Source organism: Aliiroseovarius crassostreae (genome assembly GCF_049803815.1).
GTDB lineage: Bacteria > Pseudomonadota > Alphaproteobacteria > Rhodobacterales > Rhodobacteraceae > Aliiroseovarius > Aliiroseovarius crassostreae_A.
Genome location: NZ_JBNAGI010000001.1, coordinates 710,185 through 732,824 on the forward strand (window position 1 = coordinate 710,185; position 22,640 = coordinate 732,824).

The 22,640-nt window shown below is 61.8% G+C and carries 23 protein-coding genes; 9 read left to right on the forward strand and 14 right to left on the reverse strand.

Going from position 1 to position 22,640, the window contains the following annotated elements; genetic code table 11:
* Position 1: 1 nt before the first annotated feature.
* Entirely contained in the window at positions 2-457 is a 456-nt protein-coding gene (locus ACP15V_RS03430) for a nucleoside deaminase (RefSeq protein ID WP_424942277.1), read from the reverse strand.
* Between the two features lie 112 nt (positions 458-569).
* Between ACP15V_RS03430 and ACP15V_RS03435 the strand changes: the two genes are divergently transcribed.
* Positions 570-1,646: a pseudouridine synthase gene (locus ACP15V_RS03435; RefSeq protein ID WP_424942278.1), complete on the forward strand. Its 1,077-nt coding sequence runs from the start codon at positions 570-572 to the stop codon at positions 1,644-1,646.
* Between the two features lie 149 nt (positions 1,647-1,795).
* Here ACP15V_RS03435 and xseA read toward each other — a convergent pair whose 3' ends face one another.
* The gene (xseA, locus tag ACP15V_RS03440) at positions 1,796-3,415 is read right to left on the reverse strand and encodes an exodeoxyribonuclease VII large subunit (RefSeq protein ID WP_424942279.1); all 1,620 of its coding nucleotides are present in this window, start codon (positions 3,413-3,415) and stop codon (positions 1,796-1,798) included.
* Between the two features lie 202 nt (positions 3,416-3,617).
* On the opposite strand from xseA, the gene purD reads away from it, so the two are divergent.
* A complete protein-coding gene (gene purD / locus ACP15V_RS03445) occupies positions 3,618-4,880 on the forward strand; it encodes a phosphoribosylamine--glycine ligase (protein WP_424942280.1) in 1,263 nt (420 codons plus the stop codon).
* Between the two features lie 313 nt (positions 4,881-5,193).
* Here the strand turns inward: purD and ACP15V_RS03450 are convergent, their stop codons facing one another.
* Positions 5,194-5,961: an FG-GAP repeat domain-containing protein gene (locus tag ACP15V_RS03450; RefSeq protein WP_424942281.1), complete on the reverse strand. Its 768-nt coding sequence runs from the start codon at positions 5,959-5,961 to the stop codon at positions 5,194-5,196.
* Positions 5,961-6,284 carry a 2Fe-2S iron-sulfur cluster-binding protein gene (locus tag ACP15V_RS03455; RefSeq protein WP_424942282.1) on the reverse strand — a complete coding sequence of 108 codons (324 nt, stop codon included), beginning with the start codon at positions 6,282-6,284 and terminating at the stop codon, positions 5,961-5,963. The genes ACP15V_RS03450 and ACP15V_RS03455 overlap by 1 nt, the downstream gene beginning before the upstream one ends.
* 255 nt (positions 6,285-6,539) lie before the next feature.
* Between ACP15V_RS03455 and ACP15V_RS03460 the strand changes: the two genes are divergently transcribed.
* Positions 6,540-7,094, forward strand: coding sequence for a peptidoglycan-binding domain-containing protein (locus tag ACP15V_RS03460; protein ID WP_424942283.1), 555 nt, complete (start codon positions 6,540-6,542; stop codon positions 7,092-7,094).
* Between the two features lie 99 nt (positions 7,095-7,193).
* Here ACP15V_RS03460 and ACP15V_RS03465 read toward each other — a convergent pair whose 3' ends face one another.
* From ACP15V_RS03465 to ACP15V_RS03480, 4 genes are all read right to left on the reverse strand, one after another.
* Positions 7,194-7,541: a hypothetical protein gene (locus ACP15V_RS03465; protein ID WP_424942284.1), complete on the reverse strand. Its 348-nt coding sequence runs from the start codon at positions 7,539-7,541 to the stop codon at positions 7,194-7,196.
* 98 nt (positions 7,542-7,639) lie between these two features.
* A complete protein-coding gene (locus tag ACP15V_RS03470) occupies positions 7,640-8,512 on the reverse strand; it encodes a 50S ribosomal protein L11 methyltransferase (RefSeq protein WP_424942285.1) in 873 nt (290 codons plus the stop codon).
* A 334-nt stretch (positions 8,513-8,846) separates the two neighbouring features.
* Positions 8,847-9,497 carry a peptide-methionine (S)-S-oxide reductase MsrA gene (gene msrA / locus ACP15V_RS03475; protein ID WP_424942286.1) on the reverse strand — a complete coding sequence of 217 codons (651 nt, stop codon included), beginning with the start codon at positions 9,495-9,497 and terminating at the stop codon, positions 8,847-8,849.
* Positions 9,498-9,532: 35 nt separating this feature from the next.
* Positions 9,533-10,768 carry an MFS transporter gene (locus tag ACP15V_RS03480; RefSeq protein ID WP_424942287.1) on the reverse strand — a complete coding sequence of 412 codons (1,236 nt, stop codon included), beginning with the start codon at positions 10,766-10,768 and terminating at the stop codon, positions 9,533-9,535.
* 186 nt (positions 10,769-10,954) lie between these two features.
* On the opposite strand from ACP15V_RS03480, the gene ACP15V_RS03485 reads away from it, so the two are divergent.
* The gene (locus ACP15V_RS03485; protein WP_424942717.1) at positions 10,955-12,010 is read left to right on the forward strand and encodes a YeeE/YedE family protein; all 1,056 of its coding nucleotides are present in this window, start codon (positions 10,955-10,957) and stop codon (positions 12,008-12,010) included.
* Positions 12,011-12,095: 85 nt separating this feature from the next.
* Here ACP15V_RS03485 and ACP15V_RS03490 read toward each other — a convergent pair whose 3' ends face one another.
* A complete protein-coding gene (locus ACP15V_RS03490) occupies positions 12,096-12,866 on the reverse strand; it encodes a polysaccharide lyase (protein WP_424942288.1) in 771 nt (256 codons plus the stop codon).
* Between the two features lie 101 nt (positions 12,867-12,967).
* Positions 12,968-15,166, reverse strand: coding sequence for a primosomal protein N' (locus ACP15V_RS03495; protein ID WP_424942289.1), 2,199 nt, complete (start codon positions 15,164-15,166; stop codon positions 12,968-12,970).
* A gap of 125 nt (positions 15,167-15,291) precedes the next feature.
* Here ACP15V_RS03495 and fsa point away from each other — a divergent pair, with 125 nt between their 5' ends.
* The 5 genes from fsa (at position 15,292) to ACP15V_RS03520 (ending at position 19,172) form a co-directional block, all read left to right on the forward strand.
* Positions 15,292-15,945: a fructose-6-phosphate aldolase gene (gene fsa / locus ACP15V_RS03500; RefSeq protein WP_424942290.1), complete on the forward strand. Its 654-nt coding sequence runs from the start codon at positions 15,292-15,294 to the stop codon at positions 15,943-15,945.
* 150 nt (positions 15,946-16,095) lie between these two features.
* Positions 16,096-16,803, forward strand: a complete 708-nt coding sequence (locus tag ACP15V_RS03505) for a DUF484 family protein (protein WP_424942291.1) — start codon at positions 16,096-16,098, stop codon at positions 16,801-16,803.
* A complete protein-coding gene (locus ACP15V_RS03510) occupies positions 16,800-17,744 on the forward strand; it encodes a tyrosine recombinase XerC (RefSeq protein ID WP_424942292.1) in 945 nt (314 codons plus the stop codon). The genes ACP15V_RS03505 and ACP15V_RS03510 overlap by 4 nt, the downstream gene beginning before the upstream one ends.
* 54 nt (positions 17,745-17,798) lie before the next feature.
* Complete coding sequence (locus tag ACP15V_RS03515) at positions 17,799-18,491, forward strand: CDP-alcohol phosphatidyltransferase family protein (RefSeq protein WP_424942293.1); 693 nt, start codon at positions 17,799-17,801, stop codon at positions 18,489-18,491.
* 291 nt (positions 18,492-18,782) lie between these two features.
* Positions 18,783-19,172 (forward strand): ribbon-helix-helix domain-containing protein, encoded by a 390-nt coding sequence (locus ACP15V_RS03520; RefSeq protein ID WP_424942294.1) that lies wholly within the window; start codon positions 18,783-18,785, stop codon positions 19,170-19,172.
* 18 nt (positions 19,173-19,190) lie between these two features.
* On the opposite strand, the gene ACP15V_RS03525 is transcribed toward ACP15V_RS03520, so the two are convergent.
* Genes ACP15V_RS03525 through uvrC form a run of 4 tightly spaced genes read right to left on the reverse strand, consistent with a single transcriptional unit; the run spans position 19,191 to position 22,478 of the window.
* Positions 19,191-19,640 carry a molybdenum cofactor biosynthesis protein MoaE gene (locus tag ACP15V_RS03525; RefSeq protein ID WP_424942295.1) on the reverse strand — a complete coding sequence of 150 codons (450 nt, stop codon included), beginning with the start codon at positions 19,638-19,640 and terminating at the stop codon, positions 19,191-19,193.
* A 1-nt stretch (position 19,641) separates the two neighbouring features.
* A complete protein-coding gene (gene moaD, locus ACP15V_RS03530; RefSeq protein WP_424942296.1) occupies positions 19,642-19,890 on the reverse strand; it encodes a molybdopterin converting factor subunit 1 in 249 nt (82 codons plus the stop codon).
* Positions 19,887-20,561, reverse strand: a complete 675-nt coding sequence (gene pgsA, locus ACP15V_RS03535) for a CDP-diacylglycerol--glycerol-3-phosphate 3-phosphatidyltransferase (protein WP_424942297.1) — start codon at positions 20,559-20,561, stop codon at positions 19,887-19,889. The genes moaD and pgsA overlap by 4 nt, the downstream gene beginning before the upstream one ends.
* Positions 20,562-20,579: 18 nt before the next feature.
* Positions 20,580-22,478: an excinuclease ABC subunit UvrC gene (gene uvrC / locus ACP15V_RS03540; protein ID WP_424942298.1), complete on the reverse strand. Its 1,899-nt coding sequence runs from the start codon at positions 22,476-22,478 to the stop codon at positions 20,580-20,582.
* Positions 22,479-22,640 lie beyond the last annotated feature (162 nt).

The following is a 22,640-nucleotide window of genomic DNA, read 5'->3' on the forward strand; positions in this document are numbered from 1 at the left end:
CCTATCCCCGCCTGGCTTTGAAGAACCCGGTCAAAAGCGCCGCACATTCCGCCTCGGAAATACCCTCATAGACTTCCGGCACATGGTGGGACTGCGGATGGGCAAAGACACGCGGCCCCTGCGCAATGCCACCGGATTTCGGATCGGACGCGCCGTAGTAAAGCCGCCGAATGCGCGCGGCGGAAATCACCGCGGCGCACATCGGACAGGGTTCCAGCGTGACGTAAAGATCATGATCGGGCAGGCGTTCTGACCCGGCAGCGGCACAGGCCGCGCGAAGGGCCAGCATCTCTGCATGGGCCGAGGGGTCATTCAGCTCCCGCGTGCGATTGCCGGCCTGGGCGACGATCTGTCCGTCAGGCGACACCACCACAGCCCCCACCGGCACTTCGCCCCGCGCTTGGGCGGCGCGCGCTTCGGACAGGGCGATTTGCATATGGGGTGCGAAGGGTGTCATGGCGCCTTGATGCCCGCGAAATCCCGCTTTGCCAAGCCCCGCCCACGCCAATCAGTTGGCTCAGCGCCGATTTCCATCTGGCCCTTTCGGCCCGCGCGCGCTATGGCGGGGTATGAGCAAAGAACCCGAGAAAACCCCGGCCACGCTAAAATCCGGGCCAAAATCCGGCGACCGGATTGCCAAAGTGCTGGCGCGCGCCGGTGTCGCCAGCCGCCGCGACGCCGAACGCATGATCGAGGCCGGGCGCGTCAGTGTGAACGGCAAGGTGATCACCAGCCCCGCCCTGAATGTGACCGACAAGGACCGGATCATCGTGGATGGCAAACAGCTGTCTGACCCGGAACCCGCGCGCCTGTGGCTGTACCACAAGCCCACCGGCCTCGTGACCACGGCGAAGGACGAAAAGGGCCGCGAAACCGTGTTCGACGCCCTGCCCGAGGATCTGCCGCGCGTGATGAGCGTGGGACGGCTCGACCTCAATTCCGAGGGGCTGTTGCTCTTGACCAATGACGGCGAGATCAAGCGCAAGCTGGAACTGCCCTCGACCGGGTGGGTGCGCAAATATCGCGTGCGCGTCAAAGGCGCCCCGACCGACGATATGATCGCGCCCATTCGCAAGGGGATCACCATCGAAGGTGAACGGTTTCAGCCGATGACCGTGTCAATTGACCGGCAACAGGGATCAAACGCCTGGCTGACCGTGGCGCTGAAAGAGGGCAAAAACCGCGAAATCCGGCGCGCGATGGAGGCGGTCGGCCTGTCGGTCAACCGTCTGCTCCGGGTCAGCTACGGGCCGTTTCAACTGGGCACACTGAAGGCCGGAGAAGTTGAAGAAGTGCGCCGCCGCGTGCTGCGCGACCAGCTGGGGCTGGACTCCGAAACCGACCAGTCCGGCACGGCGAAACGCACGCCCGTCCGCAACCGCAAGGGCAAGGCCGCCGCGCTGAACCAGAAAACCGACCGCGCCAAAGAACGCGCCGATGCCCGCAGCGGGCGCCCGGTGTTCAAAGGCAAAGGCAGCGGGAAACCGGGCGGCACGCAAGGCGGCAGACCCGGCAGTCAATCCGGGGGCAAAACCGCGGGGAAACCCGGTGGCAAACCGTCCGCCAAAGCGGGTGGGAAACCAAGCGGGAAAGCTGGCGGTAAACCTTCTGGCAAACCGTCAGGACCGCGTGGACCGAAACGGTAAAGGGGCGCTGCCCCTCGCCGCCTGCGCGGCTCACCCCGGGATATTTGACGACCAAAGATGTGAGGCCGCGCTGCCTGTGTTCTATCTTGGGTCCGCAAATATCCCGGGGGAGGCGAAGCCGGGGGCAGCGCCCCCTACCACACTCTCAATCAAAACAATGACCCCTGATCGGGGCTCTCTTTGGGCGGTTTGGAGGACATTGTCTTCTTCGACACCTTTGATGGTTTGGAAGCGGGTTTGGAAGCGGCCGGTTTAGGGGGCGGCGGGGACCCATCCCCAGCGCCCTTCAATGCCAAACGCCCATCGGCAAATTCGATCTCCAGCGCCTGCGCCGCGCGGGCTGTGGCGGCGCTTGTGACCAATGCCCCATCCCCACGCACCACGGCATAGCCACGCTTTAGTGTTTCCGTATAGCCCAGCGTCTGGCGCATCCGCTCCAATGCAGTCAATCGATCGCGGTGGCGGCTGGTGTTGGCGTCAAAGGCGCGGGTCAGGCGGGTGGACAGCTCGGCCAGGTCGTCGGCGTGGCGCGCGGCGGACGCGCCGATCCGTTCGGTCGACAGCCGGGCCGCGACCCGCGCAAACTCGCGGCGTTTTTCCGCATTGGTGCGGGTCAGCGCCGGGGCCAGACGGTGGCCCAAGGTGGCCAGCCGGTCGCCCTTTTGCGTCATCATTCCGGTTAGGGTCTGGGGCCGCAGCCCCGCCGCCACCTGCGTCAGCTGCACCTTGCGGCTTTGCGCCACGTGTCTGAGCGCCGCGGGCAAAAGCGCCTCTGCCCGGTCCAACCGTTGACGCGGCGCATCCAGCAGCGCCTCTGGGCGCGGCAGCGCACGAGACAGATCGCGCAACCGCTGGCCACGTTGCGTCACCCCTTGCCCGATGGCGCGGGACAATCGCGCGCCGGCCTCATCCACCCAGGCCATCAGCTCCAGCCGCACCGGCACCGCGTGTTCGGCGGCGGCGGTGGGGGTGGGCGCGCGCAGGTCGGACACGTAGTCGATCAGCGTGGTGTCGGTTTCATGCCCCACCGCCGAGATCAGCGGGATGTGCGAGGCCGCCGCGGCGCGGGCCACCTCTTCTTCGTTGAACCCCCAGAGGTCTTCGATTGACCCACCGCCCCGGGCAACAATCAGCAGATCAGGCCGGGGCAGCGCACCACCCGGCGTCAGGCGATTGAACCCTTCGATGGCGCGCGCCACCTCGGGCGCGCAGGCCGCGCCCTGCACCGCCACCGGCCAGATCAACACCTTGCGGGGAAAGCGATCGCGCAGCCGGTGCAGGATATCGCGAATGACCGCCCCCGAGGGCGAGGTGATCACCCCAATGATCTCCGGCAGGAACGGGATTTTCTGTTTGCGGCCTTCGTCAAACAACCCCTCGGCGGCCAGTTTCTTCTTGCGCTTCTCCAGCATCGCCATCAGCGCGCCTTCGCCCGCCACGACCACGTCGTCCACGTTCATGTTGTATTTGGACTGGGCGCCAAAGGCGGTGAGCTTGCCGGTGACGATCACCTCCATCCCTTCTTCGGGCTGGACCGACAGCCGCGCCGCCTGCCCTTTCCAGGTGGTGCAGGCCAGCACGTTTCCATCATCCTTGATGTCGTAATAGAGGTGACCCGAGCGCGCCTTGAAGACCCGCCCCACCTCGCCGCGCACGCGGATCCGGCCAAAGGCGCCTTCGATGGTTTTCTTCACCGCGCCAGAAATTTCCGCCACGGAGTATTCGGGTGTGTTCTGGCCGGGAACGGGATCGTCGATCAGGTCGGACATGGGAATTCTCGCGCGCTCGTTTGGTTCCAGGTCAGACCTTAGCCGGGGTGTCGCAGGAGGGAAAGCGGTCAGTGACGGCGCGCCCCTTCCTGGTGCAATGCGCAATGTGATCTTTCCCCGGATGATAGCGCCGCAACAGACTTGTTTCGAAGGGCGATGGCCGTTATGCCCCCGGTAACAGACGCGACTTGAGGGGACAGCCATGAACATCCTTATTCTCGGCAGCGGCGGGCGTGAACATGCGCTGGCCTGGGCGGTGAAACAGAACCCGAAATGTGATCGGTTGATCTGTGCACCGGGCAATGCGGGGATGGCGGCGATTGCCGAATGCGCGTCGATCAATATCGAAGATGGCGGTGTTGTGGTGCAGTTCGCGCAGGAAAACAGCGTGGATTTCGTGATTGTCGGCCCCGAGGCCCCGTTGGCGGCGGGGGTCGCAGATCGTCTGCGCGAAGCGGGCATCAAAGTGTTTGGCCCGTCTGCCGAGGCGGCCAGGCTGGAAGCCTCGAAATCTTTCACCAAGGAAATCTGTGACGCGGCGGGCGCGCCGACGGCGGCCTATGGGCATTTTACCGATCCCGGGTCGGCCAAGGCCTATATCCGCAAGCAGGGCGCACCGATTGTGGTCAAGGCCGACGGGTTGGCCGCGGGCAAGGGCGTGATTGTGGCGATGGACGAACAGACCGCTCTGGACGCCATCGACGACATGTTTGGCGGGGCCTTTGGCGGCGCGGGCGCCGAAGTGGTGATCGAGGAGTTCATGGAGGGCGAAGAAGCGTCCTATTTCATTCTCTGCGACGGGAAAACCGCGCTGGCCGTGGGCACGGCGCAAGACCACAAGCGCGTGGGCGACGGCGACACCGGGCCGAATACCGGCGGCATGGGGGCCTATTCCCCCGCCCCGGTTCTGACCGACGAAATTGCCGCCAAGGCGATGGACGAGATCGTGATCCCCACCGTGGCCGAGATGGCCAAACGCGGCACGCCCTACCAAGGGGTGCTGTATGCGGGGCTGATGATCAAGGACGGTCAGCCGCGCCTTGTGGAATACAATGTGCGCTTTGGCGACCCGGAATGCCAGGTGCTGATGATGCGCCTTGGGGCGCAGGCGCTGGATCTGCTGTTGGCCTGTGCCGAAGAACGGCTGATCGACGCGCAGGTCAACTGGGCGGGTGACCACGCGATCACCGTGGTCTATGCCGCGAATGGCTATCCGGGATCTTACGAAAAAGGCACTGTGATCAAGGGGCTGGACGACCTGCCCGAGGACAGCAAGAACATGGTGTTTCACGCGGGCACCACCGAGAAAGACGGGGTGATCACCGCCACCGGGGGACGCGTTCTGAACGTGACCGCACGCGGTGACAGCCTGGCCGAGGCCCGCGACCGCGCCTATGCGATGCTGGACGGGATCGACTGGCCGGAGGGGTTCTACCGGTCGGATATCGGTTGGCGCGCCCTGTAAGCGGTCCCAGGACAAACAAGAGTTCACACCCCGCACCAGATGGTTGCGGGGTGTTTTTTTGTCAGGCCTGTTTTTTATCGTCAGGCTTAGGCCTCGCTGTCGCTCGGCGCTTTCGGTGGCTCACGTCGTGAGACATTTTTGTCCGCGCCGCTGCGCGTCGCGAAAGAGGGGCTTTGCCCCCGAGCCTTCGGCTCTCCCCCAGGATACTTACGGGCCAAAGATGGGATGCCGACAAAGCGTTCTTCTTTTTCTTGCCAAAAATACCTCGGGGTGAGCCGCACATGCGGCGAGGGGCAGCGCCCCTTCGGACGGATCAGTTTTGGCAGGACAAGGCGGATCGAATCGAGGCAGTTCCGTCAAATGGTGCAAGCGCACGGGAGGAGAGTTTTCCGCTGGCTAGCCGGGTCACCATGATGTTTTGCCAGCTCGCATCCACGGTGACCATCTGTGGCCCATCCCCGCAATCGCGAATGCCGCCGGTGATGAAATCCTGCCCGATCTTGTGGTTGGTCAATCCGGGTTTTGAGGCAATTTCGGTAAGGCTGGCACCATCTCCATCCCGTTCAAGCCGCCAAACGCGCAGGGTTTTGACCAGATGCGGGCGGTCGATATAGGCGATTTCAACGTGACCGTCGCCGTCGAGGTCCGCCGCCCCGATGGGGGCAAGCCAGCGAAAACGGGTCCCGATGAAGGGGGTTGCAGCGATTTTTCCCGTCTGGTCATAAATCGCCAGCTGCGCGCCCTTTTGGGCGTCACTTTCCACCACCAGCACTTCGGGGCTTTGGTCCCCGTCCAGGTCAACAAGACGCGGTGTCAGATCTTCAAACACGCGGTGGTCTGGCAGGGTCATCCGAATGAGCCGGGACGTGCCCCCGACATCCGTGGTGATCAGGAGTTGCCCCCATTCCAGATCATCCCCCAATACGCCATGTGGATATCGGGCGGTGGGGCCTGAAAATCGTGCCTCGGTGATGCGTTCTGCGACGGCGGCCTGCCCGGCCACGAGCGCCATCGCCAGCACCACGCCGCGCACGCCCCATCGCCACAGGCGGGCGGGCAGACGCGGCGCTTGTGCGCTCATCAGATCTGTTTTTCCGGCAGATGCACCACCAGACCGTCCAGCGCGTCGGTGACTTTCAGCTGACAGGTCAGGCGCGAGCGGTTGGGGTCGGGTTCATAAGCGAAGTCGAGCATATCCTCTTCCATCGCATCCTTGGCCGGCACTTTCTCGACCCAGGCTTCGTCCACATAGACGTGGCAGGTCGAACAGGCGCAGGCGCCGCCGCAATCGGCTTCGATGCCGGGCACATTGTTGTCGCGCGCGCCTTCCATCACGGTCAGGCCGGGGGCAACATCGACGACATGTTCGGTGCCGTTGTGCTCGATATAGGTGATCTTTGCCATCTGGCTCTCTCTCCAATTTGCTGTGGCGGATCTCGCGTCCGGATTATTCCTAATCTGCCCATATAAGTCACGCAACGCGGATTTGCGACTTAAGCGTAGAAAACGTCAGGAAACGCAGCATGATTGGCCCGGCGCGCGCCCGTCAGGCCGGTCGCAGCTTCTTGCCGGAGCTATGCCGCGGGCTATCATCCCAGGGTCAAACCCGCTAGGCTTCGCCCAACAGGCCGTGAACGCGGCAGATAACCAAGAGCAGTCATGACACGCACCATTCTTTCCCTGATGTCCGTCACCGCCCTGATTGCGATCCTGTCGGCCTGCACCCCGCACCCTGCCGCCACGAAACTGCCCGAAGGGGCAATCCTGATGAAACCCGGAGAGCGCCCGAAAGGGGGTCGCATCGGGGCCTGCTATGGCAAGGACATGACCCCTGCGGTCATCGATACGATCACCGAGACCAAACAGGTGGCCCCGGCCAGGTTCTCGCCCGATGGCAGCACCATCATCACCCCGCCACAATATGAAACCACCACCCGACAGGTGGTGCGTGCCGGGGGGCAGGTCTATTATTTCGAAGTCCCCTGCCCGCCTGCCTTCACGCCAGAGTTCATCGCATCCCTGCAACGTGCCCTGCAGGTGCGTGGGTTTTATTCGGGAGAGATCAACAGCCGGATGGATGCCCCTACCCGGGCCGCGATCCGGGCCTTCCAGCTGCCGGGGTTCAACAGCGATATCCTGACACTTGAAACTGCCCGCAAACTGGGGCTGGTCGCTTTTGCCCCACCACCGATCTACGAAGACAGTGACACGTAGAAAACTCCCGGCGAAAACCCCCGGCCTGACAACAGGTCGAGGGTTCACACAGATCCTGCTCCTGGCCCCACCAGAAGCCCTCTTCCGGGCGGATCTATCTTAGATCCAGGTTTTGATCTGCTGTGCAATCCACTGGGAAATCGGGTCAGTGCGCATGACCCAGGCGCCGATTTGTTCCACCTGTGATCCGGCAGACAGTTTCGCCACACGCTCGTCATAAATGGACGTGCCAAGCTGCACCATCAGGAACCCTTTGAACACAAGGAACAGGGCCAGCAGCATGGCCAGCCCGCGCACTGGAAATTTACGGTGAAGGGTGCGGCGCGATTTCGGGACCAGTATCCCTTCACGCTCGACCAACTGCACATAGCCGCGCGACAGCTTGCGATGCTGTTTTTCAATGGCGCGCGTGCGCTTGCTGAAATTCGCGTAGTTGGCATCAGCCATAATTCTACCCTCGTGTTGGCCCCCACCAACAATCGAACACGTTCAATTTATCAAAAAAAGGCAGATTTCGCGAGGAAACGGACTGTTTCCGCCACAATTCAGTCCAATTTGCGCAAAATCAGCGTGGTCCAGTCAACAATCTCGTCGCGCGACACCAGATTGAACCCGTTTTCGCGATAAACACGGATCACCTCGTCCGCCTGCGGGTTCAGAATACCGGACAGAATCGCATAGCCACCGGGGCGAATCGCCCCCGCCATATCCGGAGCCAGGCCAATCAGCGGACCTTTCAGAATATTGGCGAACACCAGGTCAAAAGGTGCCGCGGCGCGCAGGTCCGGCGCGTCGAACCCGGCGGCTTCCACGCAGGTTACACGCCCGTCAAGCCCGTTGGCCGCCACGTTGGCCCGCGCCACATCCACGGCCACCTCGTCGATATCCGAGGCCAGAACCGGGTTGGGCCAGATCTTGGCCGCGGCCATCGCCAGCACCGCAGTGCCACAGCCAATATCGGCGACGCTCTCGCCAACGAACCCTTCGCCTGCCAGCCGGTCCAACGCGCGCAGACAGCCCAGCGTCGTGCCATGGTGCCCGGTGCCAAAGGCCATGGCGGCGTCGATCAGCAAGCCGATCTTGCCCTTGGGCAGTTGATCCGCGTCATGGGTGCCATGCACAAAGAACTGTCCGGCCTCAACCGGGGCCAGCTCGCGTTTCACATGGGCGACCCAATCGGTTTCCGGCAGTTCGGATACGGTGAACTCCTTGGCATGGTGCATCGCGGCCAACAGCGCCAGCCCGGCGGCATCGGGTTCTTCGGTGAAATAACCGCCCACTTCCCACAGACCGCTGTCATCCTCGACCTCAAAGACGCCAACCCCGGTGGGTTCCGGCATCAGGTTTTCCATCGCAGCGCCCAGCGCTTCGGCGGCCTCTTGGCCAGAGAGGGTGGTCAGGGCGGTCCAGGTTGGCATGATCGGTCCTTTCGAATGACAGGACGGGCCTAGCCTTGGATCCGCGCCGGGTCAAGCGCTCCCGCCCCCCGCTGCCCCGAAGGGGCACCTTGGGTTGGGGGTGGCCTCGCTGCGCTCGGCAGGGGCTTTGCCCCCGAGCCTTCGGCTCTCCCCCAGGATATTTATGACCAGAAAATGGAGAGCCTGCTCACCTCTATTTTCTGGTCAATAATATCCCGGGGTGAGGGCGTAGCCCGAGGGGCAGAGCCCCTGTCTTGCCGAGCGAAGCGAGGCCACCGCCGCCAAAAGATCTCGGGCACAGCCCGGGGGCTTTTGGCGGCCGCCCTCCTGCGTCCTAGGCGCCGGTTCCAATCGGGCAGGTCACGCCGGTGCCACCGATCCCGCAATAGCCCCCTGGGTTTTTCGACAGGTATTGCTGGTGATAGGCCTCCGCCGGGTAAAACGCCCCGGCCATCTCGATCTCGGTCGTGATGTCCCCGTATCCCTGTGCGGCCAGCCGTGGGCCATATCCGGCGGCCGACGCGCGGGCCGCGGCCAGTTGCGCCTCGGTCGTCGCATAAATCGCCGAGCGGTATTGCGTGCCCCGGTCGTTGCCCTGCCGCATCCCCTGCGTCGGGTCATGGTTTTCCCAGAACACTTTCAACAAGGCGTCATAGCTGGTTTTTGCGGGGTCATAGACCACGCGCACCACTTCGGTGTGACCGGTCTGGCCGGTACAGAGTTCGTCATAGGTCGGGTTGGGCGTAAAGCCCCCCGCATTGCCCACCATGGTCAGCCAGACGCCGGGTTGCTGCCAGAAGATCCGTTCGACGCCCCAATAACACCCCATGCCAAATACCGCGACCTCGTGCCCCTCTGGCACCTCAAGCGTCAGCGGGCGGTGAAACACGTGGTGGGTGTCGCCAAAGACCAGCGTATCCTCACGCCCCGGCAGGGCGGTGGTGGCATCAACCATGACCTGTTTCTTCTTTTGTCCAAAGAGCATCGCGCGTCCTCCTTCTATACCCCGAAAAGGTGGGGCTACTCGGCCGGGTTGGCAAGGGGGCGGGCAAACACGGTCTCGTGACCTTTTTCCGGGTGGCGTGGGATCAACAGCGCAAGCCCGAGCGAGACGCAGGCCATGCCCGCCGCCAGCCCAAACACCGCGCCGGGCGAGACGACCCAGAGATAGCCCAAAAGCGCGGGCAGGAACACGGCGGCGATGTGGTTGATGGTAAAGGCCACGGCGGCGGTGGGGGCAATATCCTGCGGATCGGCGATCTTCTGAAAATAGGTTTTCAGCGCGAAGGCCAGCGCAAAGAACAGGTGGTCGAGGATGTAAAGCCCCATCGCCAGCATCACCCCCCAGCCAAAGAAATAGATCCCGCCATAGGCCAAGAACACGCCCACCAGCCCGACATATTCAAACACCAGCGCACGACGTTCGCCCCAGATGGCCACCGCTTTGCCCATCAGCGGTGCAAAGACCATGTTGGCCACATAGTTGATCAGAAAAAGCGCCGTCACCTCATGCACTTCAAAGCCAAAGCGTTCCACCATCATGAAGGCGGCAAAGACGATAAAGATCTGCCGCCGCGCGCCCGCCATAAATTGCAGCGCGTAATAAAGCCAATAGCGCCGGCGCAGCACAAAGGTTTTCAGCTGCGGCTCCGGGCTTTCGATCTTGGGGTAGGCAAACCAGCAGAACGCGGCAATCGCCAGCGTCAGGCCACCCGACAGCAGGTAGACAAAGTTGTAACTCAGCCCCAGGGTCTTCCAGGTCAACACCAGGAACCCATAAGCCAGAAGCGACGCGCCCGAGCCCACGGCGGTGATCCAGCCCAGCATCTGCGGCGCGCGTTTCTTGTCGATCCACTGCAGCTGCAACGACTGCGCCACCGTTTCATAATAGTGAAACCCGATCGAACTGAGCATGGTCACGATGAGCAGACCAGAGAAGGATGGGAACCAGGCGGTGATCGCCGTGGCCGCCCCCAGCAGCGCCAGCGCCCCCACCGCCAGCGTCTGTTCGCGCATGATCCAAAGCAGGGCAATCACGCCAATGGCCAGAAAGCCCGGGATCTCGCGCACCGTGTGCAGCCAGCCGATTTCGACCCCGGTGAACCCCGCCTCGCCAATCACGAAATTGTTCAAAAGCGCAAGCCAGGTGGAGAACGCCAGCGGCATGGCGGCGGTCATCAACAGCAGCAGAAAGATCGGACGGCGCCAGAACGGCAGCGCGCGGGTTTCTTCAAGGGTCAGGGTCGTGTGTCGCATGTCCCCGCCATACGCCTGTTTGATAGTTAACACCACAAGTAATACACATTCATTAAACATGTTTTGTTTATGATATAGGTCAAGGCGCGGGCTGCCCCCTGCGGGTAGAATCGTCGAAACCCTAACAAACCCGCCAGAACCCACCGCAAATCCGGAGGTCCAGCCTTGTTTGATATCGTTCCCCTGATGGATCGCATCGGCGAAAGCCCAACCGCCGCCCTGTTTGGCCTTCTGACCGGGCTGGTGTTTGGCGTGGCGGCGCAACGGTCGCGGTTTTGCCTGCGCGCGGCAACGGTGGAATTTGCCCGGCGCAGCATGTCGTCCAGCGTGGCGATCTGGCTGTTGACCTTTTCCACCGCGGTGGTCTGGGTGCAGGGCGCGGCGATGCTGGGGCTTTTGCGAACGGAAGACGCTCGGATGATGGCAGTGACCGGCAGCTGGTCGGGGGCCATTATCGGTGGTCTGATGTTTGGCGTCGGCATGGTGCTGGCGCGCGGCTGTTCGGGGCGGCTTTTGGTGCTCGCGTCCACCGGCAACCTGCGCTCGGTCATGTCCGGGATGCTGATGGCGATTGTGGCGCAGATGTCGCTGCATGGCTATCTGGCGGATATGCGCACCTGGCTGGCGTCCTTGTGGATGACCAAAGGCGGCACCAATGTGAACCTTTTGACGCTGGTGGGTCTGCCCGAATGGTTTGGCCTTGCGATGGGGTTGTGTACGGCGGTGTTGGCGCTGTTTTTGGCGCGGCGGTCCAACTTGGGCGCGCGGCGTCTGATCTTTGGATCGGGCGTTGGCTTTGCCGTGGCACTTGGCTGGGTTCTGACCTTTCAATTGTCGCAAGCCGCCTTTGACCCGGTCACGGTGACCTCGGCCACCTTCACCGGCCCCTCGGCCAACACGCTGATGTTTTTCCTGACGGCAGACCCAGTGTTGGAATTTGACGTGGGCCTGATCCCCGGCGTGGTGATCGGTGCCTTTGCGGCAAGTTACTTGTCGGGCGAGTTCAAGTTCCAGGGCTATGAAGGCGAAGCCGTGATGCGCCGGTCAATGACGGGCGCGGTGATGATGGGCTTTGGCGGCATGCTGGCGGGCGGCTGCGCAATTGGCGCAGGCGTAACCGGCGGGTCGATCTTTGTCGCCACCGCCTGGCTTGCGCTTTTGTGCATGTGGATCGGGGCGATGGTCACCGATTACCTGGTGGACCAGCCCAAAGGCGGCGGCGTGGCGCAGCCGGCGGAGTAAGAGGACAGAAGGGGCGCTGCCCCTCGCGAGACAAGCTCGCTCACCCCGGGATATTTCTGATTAGAAAATAAGCTGTCAGCACAAATTATTTCAGACTGACTTCGGCTTCGGTGGTGCCACGTCGGATGTGGTCAAAGTAAACCAGCTGTGTCGGGACCTTGCGCCCGATGCTACGCAGCTTGTGCAGGCCCGAGCGATAGACACCGAACTTGAAGCTGGGCGCGACATTTCGGTTCAGGTTGCGGCCGCGATGGTCATGGACCTTCCGGCCATCCACCCAGACCCGGATCATCCCATCCTGCTGCACCGACCAGATCGCTTGCACCTTGAGGTCAATCCAGCGGCCACGCAGGCGCGACGGTGGGGTGACGATCTTGATCACCATCGGTTTCGGCGGATCCATGTCATCCACCTGTTGCGTATTCGGGTTGTCCTGGCTCAATTCGAGCCCTTCTTTGAACAGGTTGAAGCCGAGGGTGATTTCGCCCGATCCCTTGGTGTCCTGAAACTGCGCCAGGATTGTGGTTGCAGGGTCAATCGACGGGGTGGATTTCGGGATAAACAAGGAAAACGCGTACCAGTATTCCTTGCCGGTTCTGATCTTGGAGCGGTCGACAATTTCGGACCGTTCACGCGAACCTTTGCAGTCGTTATAGCTCCGGTTGCCTTTGCACTGCCCATCTTTCACCTGAAAAGCCAGAGCCGTATCGCCACTGCGCACGGGGTGCGGGGCCGAAACCGATATGGCTTTGTTCTTGCGATTGGCGTGTTCAACCTTGAGGCCGGAGATATCCGTCGCCCCTGCGGTGTTTGCAGCAAGTCCCAACGCCAAAATGGCCCATAGAATCCGCGTCATGTTGCCCCCTAAAAAGAACTTGCGACATAATCTGTCGATGGGTGTCAGATTGGCGGGGGGAGGCGGCTTCCGTCAAGGGGGGCTACAAAGGTCGCCCCGCCTCAATAAAAACTCTGCGGGTCGATATCGACCTGGATGCGCAGGTCGCCTTTGACCGGGAACTGGGTCAGCCATTTGCGGATGGCGTTTTGAATGGGCGCGGTTTTGTCGGCCTTGATCAGCAGCCGCACCCGGTGGCGGCCGCGCACGCGGGCGATGGGGGCGGGCGCGGGGCCGTAAAGCTGCGCGCCGATCTCTTGCAGAGGCGCGGACCGGCGCGCCATGTCTGCGCCGAGGTCGAAGACGGCTTGAATGTCCGTACCTGAGAGCACAATCCCGGCCATGCGCCCGTAAGGCGGCACGCCCGCGTGGCGGCGCTCACCGGCTTCGGCGCTCCAGAATTTCTCTTCATCGCCTGACAGGATCGCGCGGATCACCGGGTGTTCGGGTTGGAAGGTTTGGAGGAGCGCGGTGCCGCGGGCCTCGGACCGCCCGGCGCGGCCTGCCACCTGCCGGATCAGTTGGAAGGAGCGTTCGGCGGCGCGCAGATCCGACCCTTGCAGACCCAAATCTGCGTCGACCACCCCCACCAGCGTCAGATGCGGAAAGTTGTGCCCTTTGGCGACCAGCTGCGTGCCGATGATAATGTCAGCCTCGCCCGCCGCGATCCGTTCAATCTCGGCCTTGAGCGCACGGGCGGAGCCAAAGAGGTCGGACGACAGCACGGCGATGCGCGCATCGGGGAAGGCCAAAGTGACCTCTTCCGCCAGCCGCTCGACCCCCGGGCCAACCGGGGCCAGCTTGCCTTCGACTTCGCATTCGGGGCAGACCTCTGGCATCGGTTTTGTTTCGCCGCACTGATGGCAGACGAGGCGCTTTTGAAACCGGTGTTCGACCATGCGCGCGTCGCAGTGGTCACAGCCGATCTGGTGGCCGCAGGCGCGGCAGATAGTGACGGGGGCATAGCCGCGCCGGTTGATGAACAGGAGCGATTGTTCGCCCTTGGCGATCCGCCGGGTGATCGCCCCTTTCAGGGTGGGAGAGATCCAGGAGTTCGACGGCAGGTCCTCGGCGCGCATATCAATGGCGCGCATGTCCGGCAGCACAGCGGGGCCGTAACGGCTGGTCAGTTCAATCCGCTGGTATTTCCCGGCCTCGCAATTGGCCCAGGTTTCAAGCGACGGCGTGGCTGAGGCCAGCACCACCTGCGCATCCACAATCGAGGCACGCAGCACCGCCATGTCGCGGGCGGAATACAGCACGCCATCTTCCTGTTTGTAGGAATTGTCATGTTCTTCATCGACAATGATCAGACCAAGGTCGCGAAACGGCAGGAACAGGGCGGACCGCGCCCCGACCACCAGCTGCGCTTCACCCTCACCGACCATGCGCCAGCAGCGCCGGCGTTCGGTCATGGTCACGCCGGAATGCCATTCGGCGGGGCGTGCGCCGAACCGCTCTTCGACACGTTTGAGAAATTCAGAGGTCAGCGCGATTTCCGGCAACAGCACCAGTGCCTGACGCCCTTTGCGCAGGCAGTCCGCCACCGCCTCCATATAAACTTCGGTCTTGCCCGCGCCCGTGACGCCGCGCAACAGCGTGGTGCCGTAGGTGCCGGACCGCACGCCCTCGCACAATTGGCGCGCGGCGGCGGCCTGATCTTCGGTCAGGGTTTTGCCGGGTTTCATGGGGTCGAGGAACGAATATGGCAGATCGCGCGGCGCGTCTTCTTCGCGCAGCGCGCCCAGTTTGACCATGCCCTTCACCACCGACGTGGACACATCGGCCAGCCCCGCGAGTTCGGATTGCGTGAACGCCGCCCCCGCATTGTCATCCATCGCCGCCAGCACCTTGGCGCGCGCATCGGTCAGCCGGTTGGGGCGAAACCCCGTGGCGCGCAACACTTTGCGCATCGAGGGCGGATCCATCAGGCCGGGCGCGCGGGTGGCCAGCCGCAGCATGTGGGTCATCGGCGTGATGGTGTAATCGCCGACGCGGGTCAGGAACTGCGCCATCTCCAACCGCATCGGGGCCACGTCGATCACCTTCGCAACCTTGCGCAGCTTGGACGCGTCAAAGCCCCCCTCGCCCGGGCCCCAGACCACCCCCAACACCTTGCGCGGACCCAGCGGCACCTCGACATAAGCGCCCTGCACGCACCCCCCTTCCGGGGCTTTGTAGGTCAGGATACGGTCCAGCGGTTGGGTGGTCAGCACCCCCACCCGTTCACCTTCCGCAAAATGGCGCACATCCATGCTCATGGGGATTTCCTGCCTTGTCCCGATTGCCGTGAGGGGTTTCTGCCCGTTCCTTTCTGCGCTATGAGAACGCCAAGAACAAGCCACCCGGGCCAGGTTCCGGGCCAAACCACCTTAAGGAAACGCGCATGAAATTCTTTGCCGATACCGCCGACATCGACGCCATCAAGGAACTTGCCGCCACCGGCATGTTGGACGGGGTCACCACCAACCCGTCGATCATCAAGAAATCGGGCCGTGACATTATCGAAGTGACCAAGGAAATCTGCACCATCACCGATGGTCCGGTTTCGGCCGAGGTGACCGCCACGGACGCAGAGACCATGATTGCCGAGGGCCGCAAACTGGCGCAGATCGCAGACAATATCGCGGTGAAAGTGCCGCTGACCTGGGACGGGCTGAAGGCCTGTAAAACCCTGTCGGACGAAGGCACCATGGTCAACGTGACCCTGTGTTTCTCGCCCAACCAGGCGCTGCTGGCGGCCAAAGCTGGCGCCACCTTCATCTCGCCCTTCATTGGCCGTCTGGATGATATTTCGCTCGATGGGATGGAGCTGATTGCCGATATCCGCACCATCTATGACAACTACGGGTTTGAAACGCAGATCCTGGCCGCGTCGATCCGCAATGTGAACCACATGAAGGATTGCGCCATTGTCGGCGCCGATGTGGCCACCGCGCCCCCGTCGGTCATTCAGGCGATGGCGAAACACGTGCTGACCGACAAGGGTCTGGACGCGTTCCTGGCGGATATCGCAGCAGCCGAGATCAAGATCCTGTAAGGGTAGCGCCCCATCTGGGGCAAAAAACATGTCGCGGTGGGGCCACGGCCCTGCCGCATTTACGTTATTTTAACCAAAAACATGCGGTAATCGCCGCGAACTTCGTGTATACACACGGGAAACTATAAAACAAAAATACCTGAGGCAGTGATGGCAACTTCTCTTTCCATTGCGGATGATTTGCGCGAGGCGTTGATCTCGCAACCCGAAGTTATTCTGGACGATCAAGACCTTATGAACGCTCTGATCGCGGCGAACGAACGCGCGATGGGGGCCAATATCGTGGACCTGCGCGGCATCGCGATGGAGCGGCTGGAGACACGGCTGGACCGGCTGGAAGACACCCATCGCTCGGTGATCGCAGCGGCTTATGAAAACCTTGCGGGCATGAACCTGATCCACCGCGCCGTGTTGCGGATGCTGGATCCGGCGGATTTCGAAGATTTCATGACCGATCTGGGTGGTGAAGTGGCCGAGATCCTGCGCGTGGATGCGGTGCGGCTGGTGCTGGAAACCGTACAAAGCGAGACGAACCCCGCGGTGCAGAAACTGGGCAAGGTGCTGGCCACCGCGCAGCCCGGGTTCATCGACGACTATCTTGGCGGGCCGCGCGACCAATCGGGGCGCACGGTGTTTCTGCGGCAAATTCAAGAACAAGAACCCGCGATCTACGGCGATAGCGGGTTCTGGGTCCGGTCAGAGGCCTGCATTCGCCTTGACCTTGGCCGTGGCCGCCTGCCCGGCATGTTGGTGATGGGGGCCGAAGACCCACATCAGTTCAAACCGGGCCAGGGCACGGATCTTCTGCAATTTTTCGGCGGGGTGTTTGAACGCGCCATGCGCCGCTGGTTGTCGTGAGCGGCGACGGGATCCTGATTTCCCCCGGCGCGCGTGATGCGCTGTCCAATTGGCTTGACCATCTGCGCGCCCTGGGCGGCGCGTCTGAAAACACACTGGCCGCCTATCAAAACGATCTGACCGGGTTTCTGGCCTTCATGGCGACGCATCTGGGCGGGTCACAAGGGCGGGCGGCGCTGGCGCGGGTGACCCTATCCGACATGCGCGCTTGGATGGCACATGAACGCGGACGCGGCGTGGCGGCGCGGTCTTTGGCGCGATCTTTGTCCGCGGTGAAAAGCTTCTATCGTTGGCTATCAGAGCGTGACGACTTTGACGCGACCGCCGTTTTGTCGGTGCGCAGCCCGAAGTTTTCCAAGAAACTGCCCCGCCCGCTGGCGCAGGATGCGGCGAAGGCGGTGCTGGATCTGGTCGGCGATCAGGCGCGGCAGGACTGGGTTGGCGCGCGTGACATCGCCGTGGTCACACTGCTTTACGGCTGCGGGCTGCGGATTTCCGAGGCCCTGTCGCTCACCTGTGCGGATGCCCCCCTGCCAGACATGCTGCGCATTCGCGGTAAGGGTGGTAAGGAACGGCTGGTGCCCGTGCTGCCCGCCGCACGTGACGCGGTCGAGGCCTATCGCCGGATCTGCCCGCACCCCGAAACCCCTGACGGTGCGCTGTTCAAAGCGGTGCGTGGTGGGGCGCTGGCCGCACGCGCCGTGCAAAAAGTGATGGAACGGACGCGGATGCAGCTGGGACTGCCCGCAACGGCCACCCCACACGCGATGCGCCACAGCTTTGCGACCCATCTTCTGAACGCCGGTGGTGATCTGCGCGCCATTCAAGAGCTGTTGGGGCACGCATCGCTTTCCACCACACAGGCCTATACCGCTGTCGACACGGCCCGCCTGATGGAGGTCTATGACGCCACCCATCCGCGCGCCGACCGCCGATCCTGAGCCGCCCCACGCTTTCCCCTTTCAACCTAAGGCAATTTCCGGCAAAAGGGCGCAATGGATATTCGGACAAAAGCCCTTCTTGTACATCTGCTCACCGCCACCGGTGCCGTTTTCGCCATGCTGGCCATGCTGGCCGCTGTGGATGAGGAATGGGGGCTGATGTTCATCTGGCTGGTGATCGCCTTTGCGGTGGACGGAATCGACGGGCCCCTGGCACGTCATTACGAGGTCAAGGTCAATGCCCCGCAATATGACGGCGTCTTGATGGATCTGATCATCGACTATCTGACCTATGTGTTCATCCCGGCCTATGCGCTGTTCAAATCGGGCCTGATGCCCGGCTGGACCGGCTGGGTGGCGATCATTGTGATCACCTTTACCTCTGTGGTCTATTTCGCCGACACGCGCATGAAAACAAAGGATAATTCCTTTTCCGGCTTCCCCGGGTGCTGGAACATGCTGATCATCGTGCTGTTTGCGACCGAACCGAGTTTCTGGCTGATGCTGGGCTTGATTGTGGCGCTTGCCGCCGCGATGTTCCTGCCGCTGAAATTCATCCATCCGACCCGCACCAAACGCTGGCGCATGGTGAGTTTTCCCGTTGCGTTGGCCTGGACGTTCTTTGCCGGCTGGGCCGCCTGGGTTGAATTCCATCCTGAAAGCTGGGCCCATTGGGGGTTGGTCGTCACATCGATCTACCTGCTGGTCGCTGGCATCGCCCAACAGATCATCCCCGAACGCGCATAGCCCAGCGCCTCTCGGGCATTGCTGCGCAATACCCTGACGGAGCGAAACTGCGTTTCACCTTTGAAAGCTGGGCCCATTGGGGGCTGGTCGTCACGTCGATCTAGCTGCTGGTCGCGGGCATCGCACAACAAATCATCCCCGAACGCGCATGATCCTGCCGGACAGCGCCCAAGACCCATCAGTCATCTTATCCTTTCGAATACCATGTCGCCAAACGCGAATTCATCATGTAAGATGCAACCTGATCACGAGATAAGACGCTTTTTGAAAGAGTACCAGCCGGAGAACCGCATGTGCCGCCTGTTTGTAGGAGCCGACAAGTCACTATGGGACAAGATCAGTCGCAGCTTTCGTGTTGATGGCGTCGACCTGACCTTGGATATCGAACGGTTCTATTGGGATGTGCTGGACCGCATTGCCCGACGAGATGGGATGAGCACCGGAGAGCTGATCAACACACTTTATTTCGAAGCCATCGAGGCCGATCACACCGAGGGCAGTTTCACTGCGTTTTTGCGGGTCTGCTGCGGACGATTTCTGGATCTGTTGCAACGCGGAGAGATCCCGGATGATGACACTCCGATCCGCGAGTTGGATGCGGACGCGATCCTGGAACGTGAAATGAACAAAACCCCAAATCTGCGCATTGTACACACTGCGTCCGGGGCCGATCAGGACTAGCTGATCAGAAAACGGGTGTCATTCCGCCCAGCGTTTCAACGCCTCTTCATCATTGACCTTGGCATCGACCCAGGAAGTGCCGCCCGCTCGCGTGAACTCCTTTTTCCAGAACGGCGCGCGAGATTTCAGGTAGTCCATCAGGAATTCGGCAGCTTCAAACGCGGCCACCCGGTGTTTGGCGGCGGTGGCCACCATCATGATCTGATCGCCGGGGCGCATGGCCCCGTGGCGGTGAATGACCAGGCAATCCGCCAGATCCCAACGCGCGGTCGCCGTATCCACCATGGCGGCAATCGCCTTTTGTGTCATGCCCGGGTAGTGTTCGATTTCCATCCGGTCGAGCGTGCCGTCATCGTCACGCACCACACCGGTAAAGCTGACCACGGCGCCCACATCATTTCGACCCCGGCCAAAGCCCTGCAATTCGGCAGACGGGTCAAATTCTTCGGTCTGCACGCGCACGGGCATATCAACCCCCGGTCATCGGCGGGAAAAAGGCCACTTCGCGCACGCCTTTCAGGGGGGCGTCGAAATCGGCCAGTTCCTGATCCAGCGCCACGCGCAGCGCCGACAGATCCTTGAACGCCTCGGCGTAACGCGGTTCGCGCGCGCGCAGCTCGTCCACCAGTTCGGCCACGGTGCTGGCTTCGGTCGCCACCTGTTCGCGGGGTTCCCCCACGCGTTCACGCACCCAGGCGAAATACATTACGTCAATCATCGCACATCCTCCTTCAGATGTGGCAGCGCCTTGCGGAAGTAATCCAGGCCGGTGATCAGGGTCAGGAACCCGGCAATCCACAAAAGCAAAAGCCCCACGCGCCCGGACCAGATCATGCCATTGTAATGATCCCGCAGACCGTTCACGTCTTCGACCTCGCCTAACATGATCTGATCGACCATGATTTGATCCATGCCAAACGACCCCATCACAAGGTGGTGTTCAAAGATACCGCGTGAAAACAGAACGGCAATCGCCACCATCTGCGCGGTTGTCTTCCATTTCGCCAGCTGCGTGACCTTCAACGTGCCGGCCGTGTCGCCCAGAAACTCGCGCAGGCCGGACACAAACACCTCGCGAAACAGGATCACGGTCGCGGGCAGGACCAACCACGGGATCCAGTAGACATCGGAATAGCCGACGATGACCATCAGCGCGATCACCACCATGGCCTTGTCGGCGATCGGGTCAAGCATCGCGCCCAGCTTGCTTTCCTGCTTCCAGGCGCGCGCCAGATAGCCATCCAGCCAATCGGTCACCGCTGCGCCAAGAAACAGGAACAGCGCAAGCCAATCTGCAAGCGGGCGCGAAAAATACAGGAACATGATCGCCACTGCCGGGGCCGCCAGCAAACGCGCAATGGTCAGGATATTCGGGATCGTCCATTTCATGGCTTAACCCTTACCGCGTCAGGCCCGGTCATGGAAGAAGCCATAAATGGTTTCCGCCAGACTTTCTGAAATCCCGTCAACAGCTTTGAGATCCTCAAGCCCCGCGCGGCTGACCGCCTTGGCCGATCCGAAATGCGCCAGAAGCGCGCGTTTGCGGGCTGCGCCCACGCCGGGCACGCCATCCAGCGGGGTGGCGCCTTGGGCCTTGGCGCGTTTCGCGCGGTGGGTGCCGATGGCAAAGCGGTGCGCTTCGTCACGCAGACGTTGGATAAAGTAAAGAACAGGGTCATTTCGTTTTAACGCGAAGGGACGTTGATTCCGTCGATGAAACTCTTCTTTTCCGTGGTCACGGTCCACGCCTTTGGCCACACCAACCATGGGGATGTCGGTCACGCCCAACTCTTGCATAATCTCATGCACGGCACTGACCTGCCCGGCCCCACCATCGATCAGCAAAAGATCCGGCCACAGCCCGTCTTCACGATCCGGGTCTTCCTTCAACAGCCGCTTGAACCGGCGGGTCAGCATCTCTTTCATCATACCGAAATCATCCCCCGGGGTCAGATCCTGGCCCTTGATGTCGAACTTTCGGTACTGGCTTTTCATAAAGCCCTCGGGACCTGCCACAACCATCGCGCCCACCGCATGGGCCCCTTGGATATGGGAGTTATCATAGACCTCGATCCGTTGCGGGGGGCCGTCCAGATCAAACGCCTCGGCAAGGCCCTGAAGCAACCGCGCCTGGGTGGCGCTTTCCGCCATCTTGCGGCCCAGGCTTTCGCGTGCATTGCGCTGCGCGCCGGCCACCAGTTCGGATTTTTCACCCCGGAGCGGCACGGCGATTTCCACCTTGCGACCGAGTTTTTCCGACAGGGCCTCTTGCATCAGGTCCTGATCTTCCAGCGGATCGGACAGCAGGATCAGGCGCGGCGGGTCTTTTTGGTCATAGAACTGACCCACAAAGGCCTGCAGCACCTCGCCCGCGCTGACCACATCCTTGCCATTTCCGACGCGCGGATAAAAATCACGGTTGCCCCAGTTCTGATGCGCGCGGATGAAAAAGACCTGCACACAGGCCTGCCCGCCCTCCAAATGCAGCGCAATGACATCCGCCTCGCTGACCCCCTGCGGGTTGATCCCCTGCGACTGCTGCACCTGGGTCAGAGCGGCGATCCGGTCGCGCAGGGCGGCGGCACGTTCAAACTCCATCGCGTCGGATGCGATTTGCATCTCTTTCGCCAATCCGGCCTGAATATTGCTGCTGCGCCCGGACAGGAACGCATCGGCATCCTTGATCAGCGCCTGATACGCCTCGCGCGAAATCCGACCCACACATGGCCCCGCACATCGTTTGATCTGATATTGCAGACAAGGGCGGGTGCGGGTGGAAAAATCAATGTCGGAGCAATTGCGCAGCAGGAAGACACGTTGCAGATGCTGCAATGTCCGGTTGACCGCCGCCGAAGAGGCAAACGGCCCGTAGAACCGCCCCTTCCCCTTGCGCGATCCACGATGTTTCTTGATCTGCGGAAAATCGTGATCGGTCACCAGAATATATGGGAAGCTCTTGTCGTCGCGCAGCAAGACGTTGAAATGCGGCTTTAACTGTTTGATCAGGTTCTGCTCCAAAAGGAGTGCTTCGGTCTCCGTTTTGGTGGTCAGAAACATCATCGACGCGGTCTGGCTGATCATCCGCGCGATGCGGGCCGTATGGCCGGTTGGTTTGGCATAGTTCGAGACGCGTTTCTTCAGGTTGCGCGCCTTGCCGACATACAACACCCGCCCCTTTTCATCGAGCATCCGGTACACCCCCGGCGCCCCGTCCAGCAGGCGCAGATAGGACTGAATCACCTGATGCCCTGTGGGCACCGGTTCCGATGTGGCGTCGGCTTTGTCGCTCGGCAGATCTGTGCTCATTGACGTGTTTCCCGATTCTCTTCTTGGCTGCAATCTTACCGGGTAGGTGGCAAGAGAAAACATGCCCACAAAAACTGTGGATAAGTCTGAGGATTTATCCGCATGGTACAGGATTTTCCCTTGTTTTCGGCCCCGTTCGTTGATTTGCCTAATTTTTAGGCA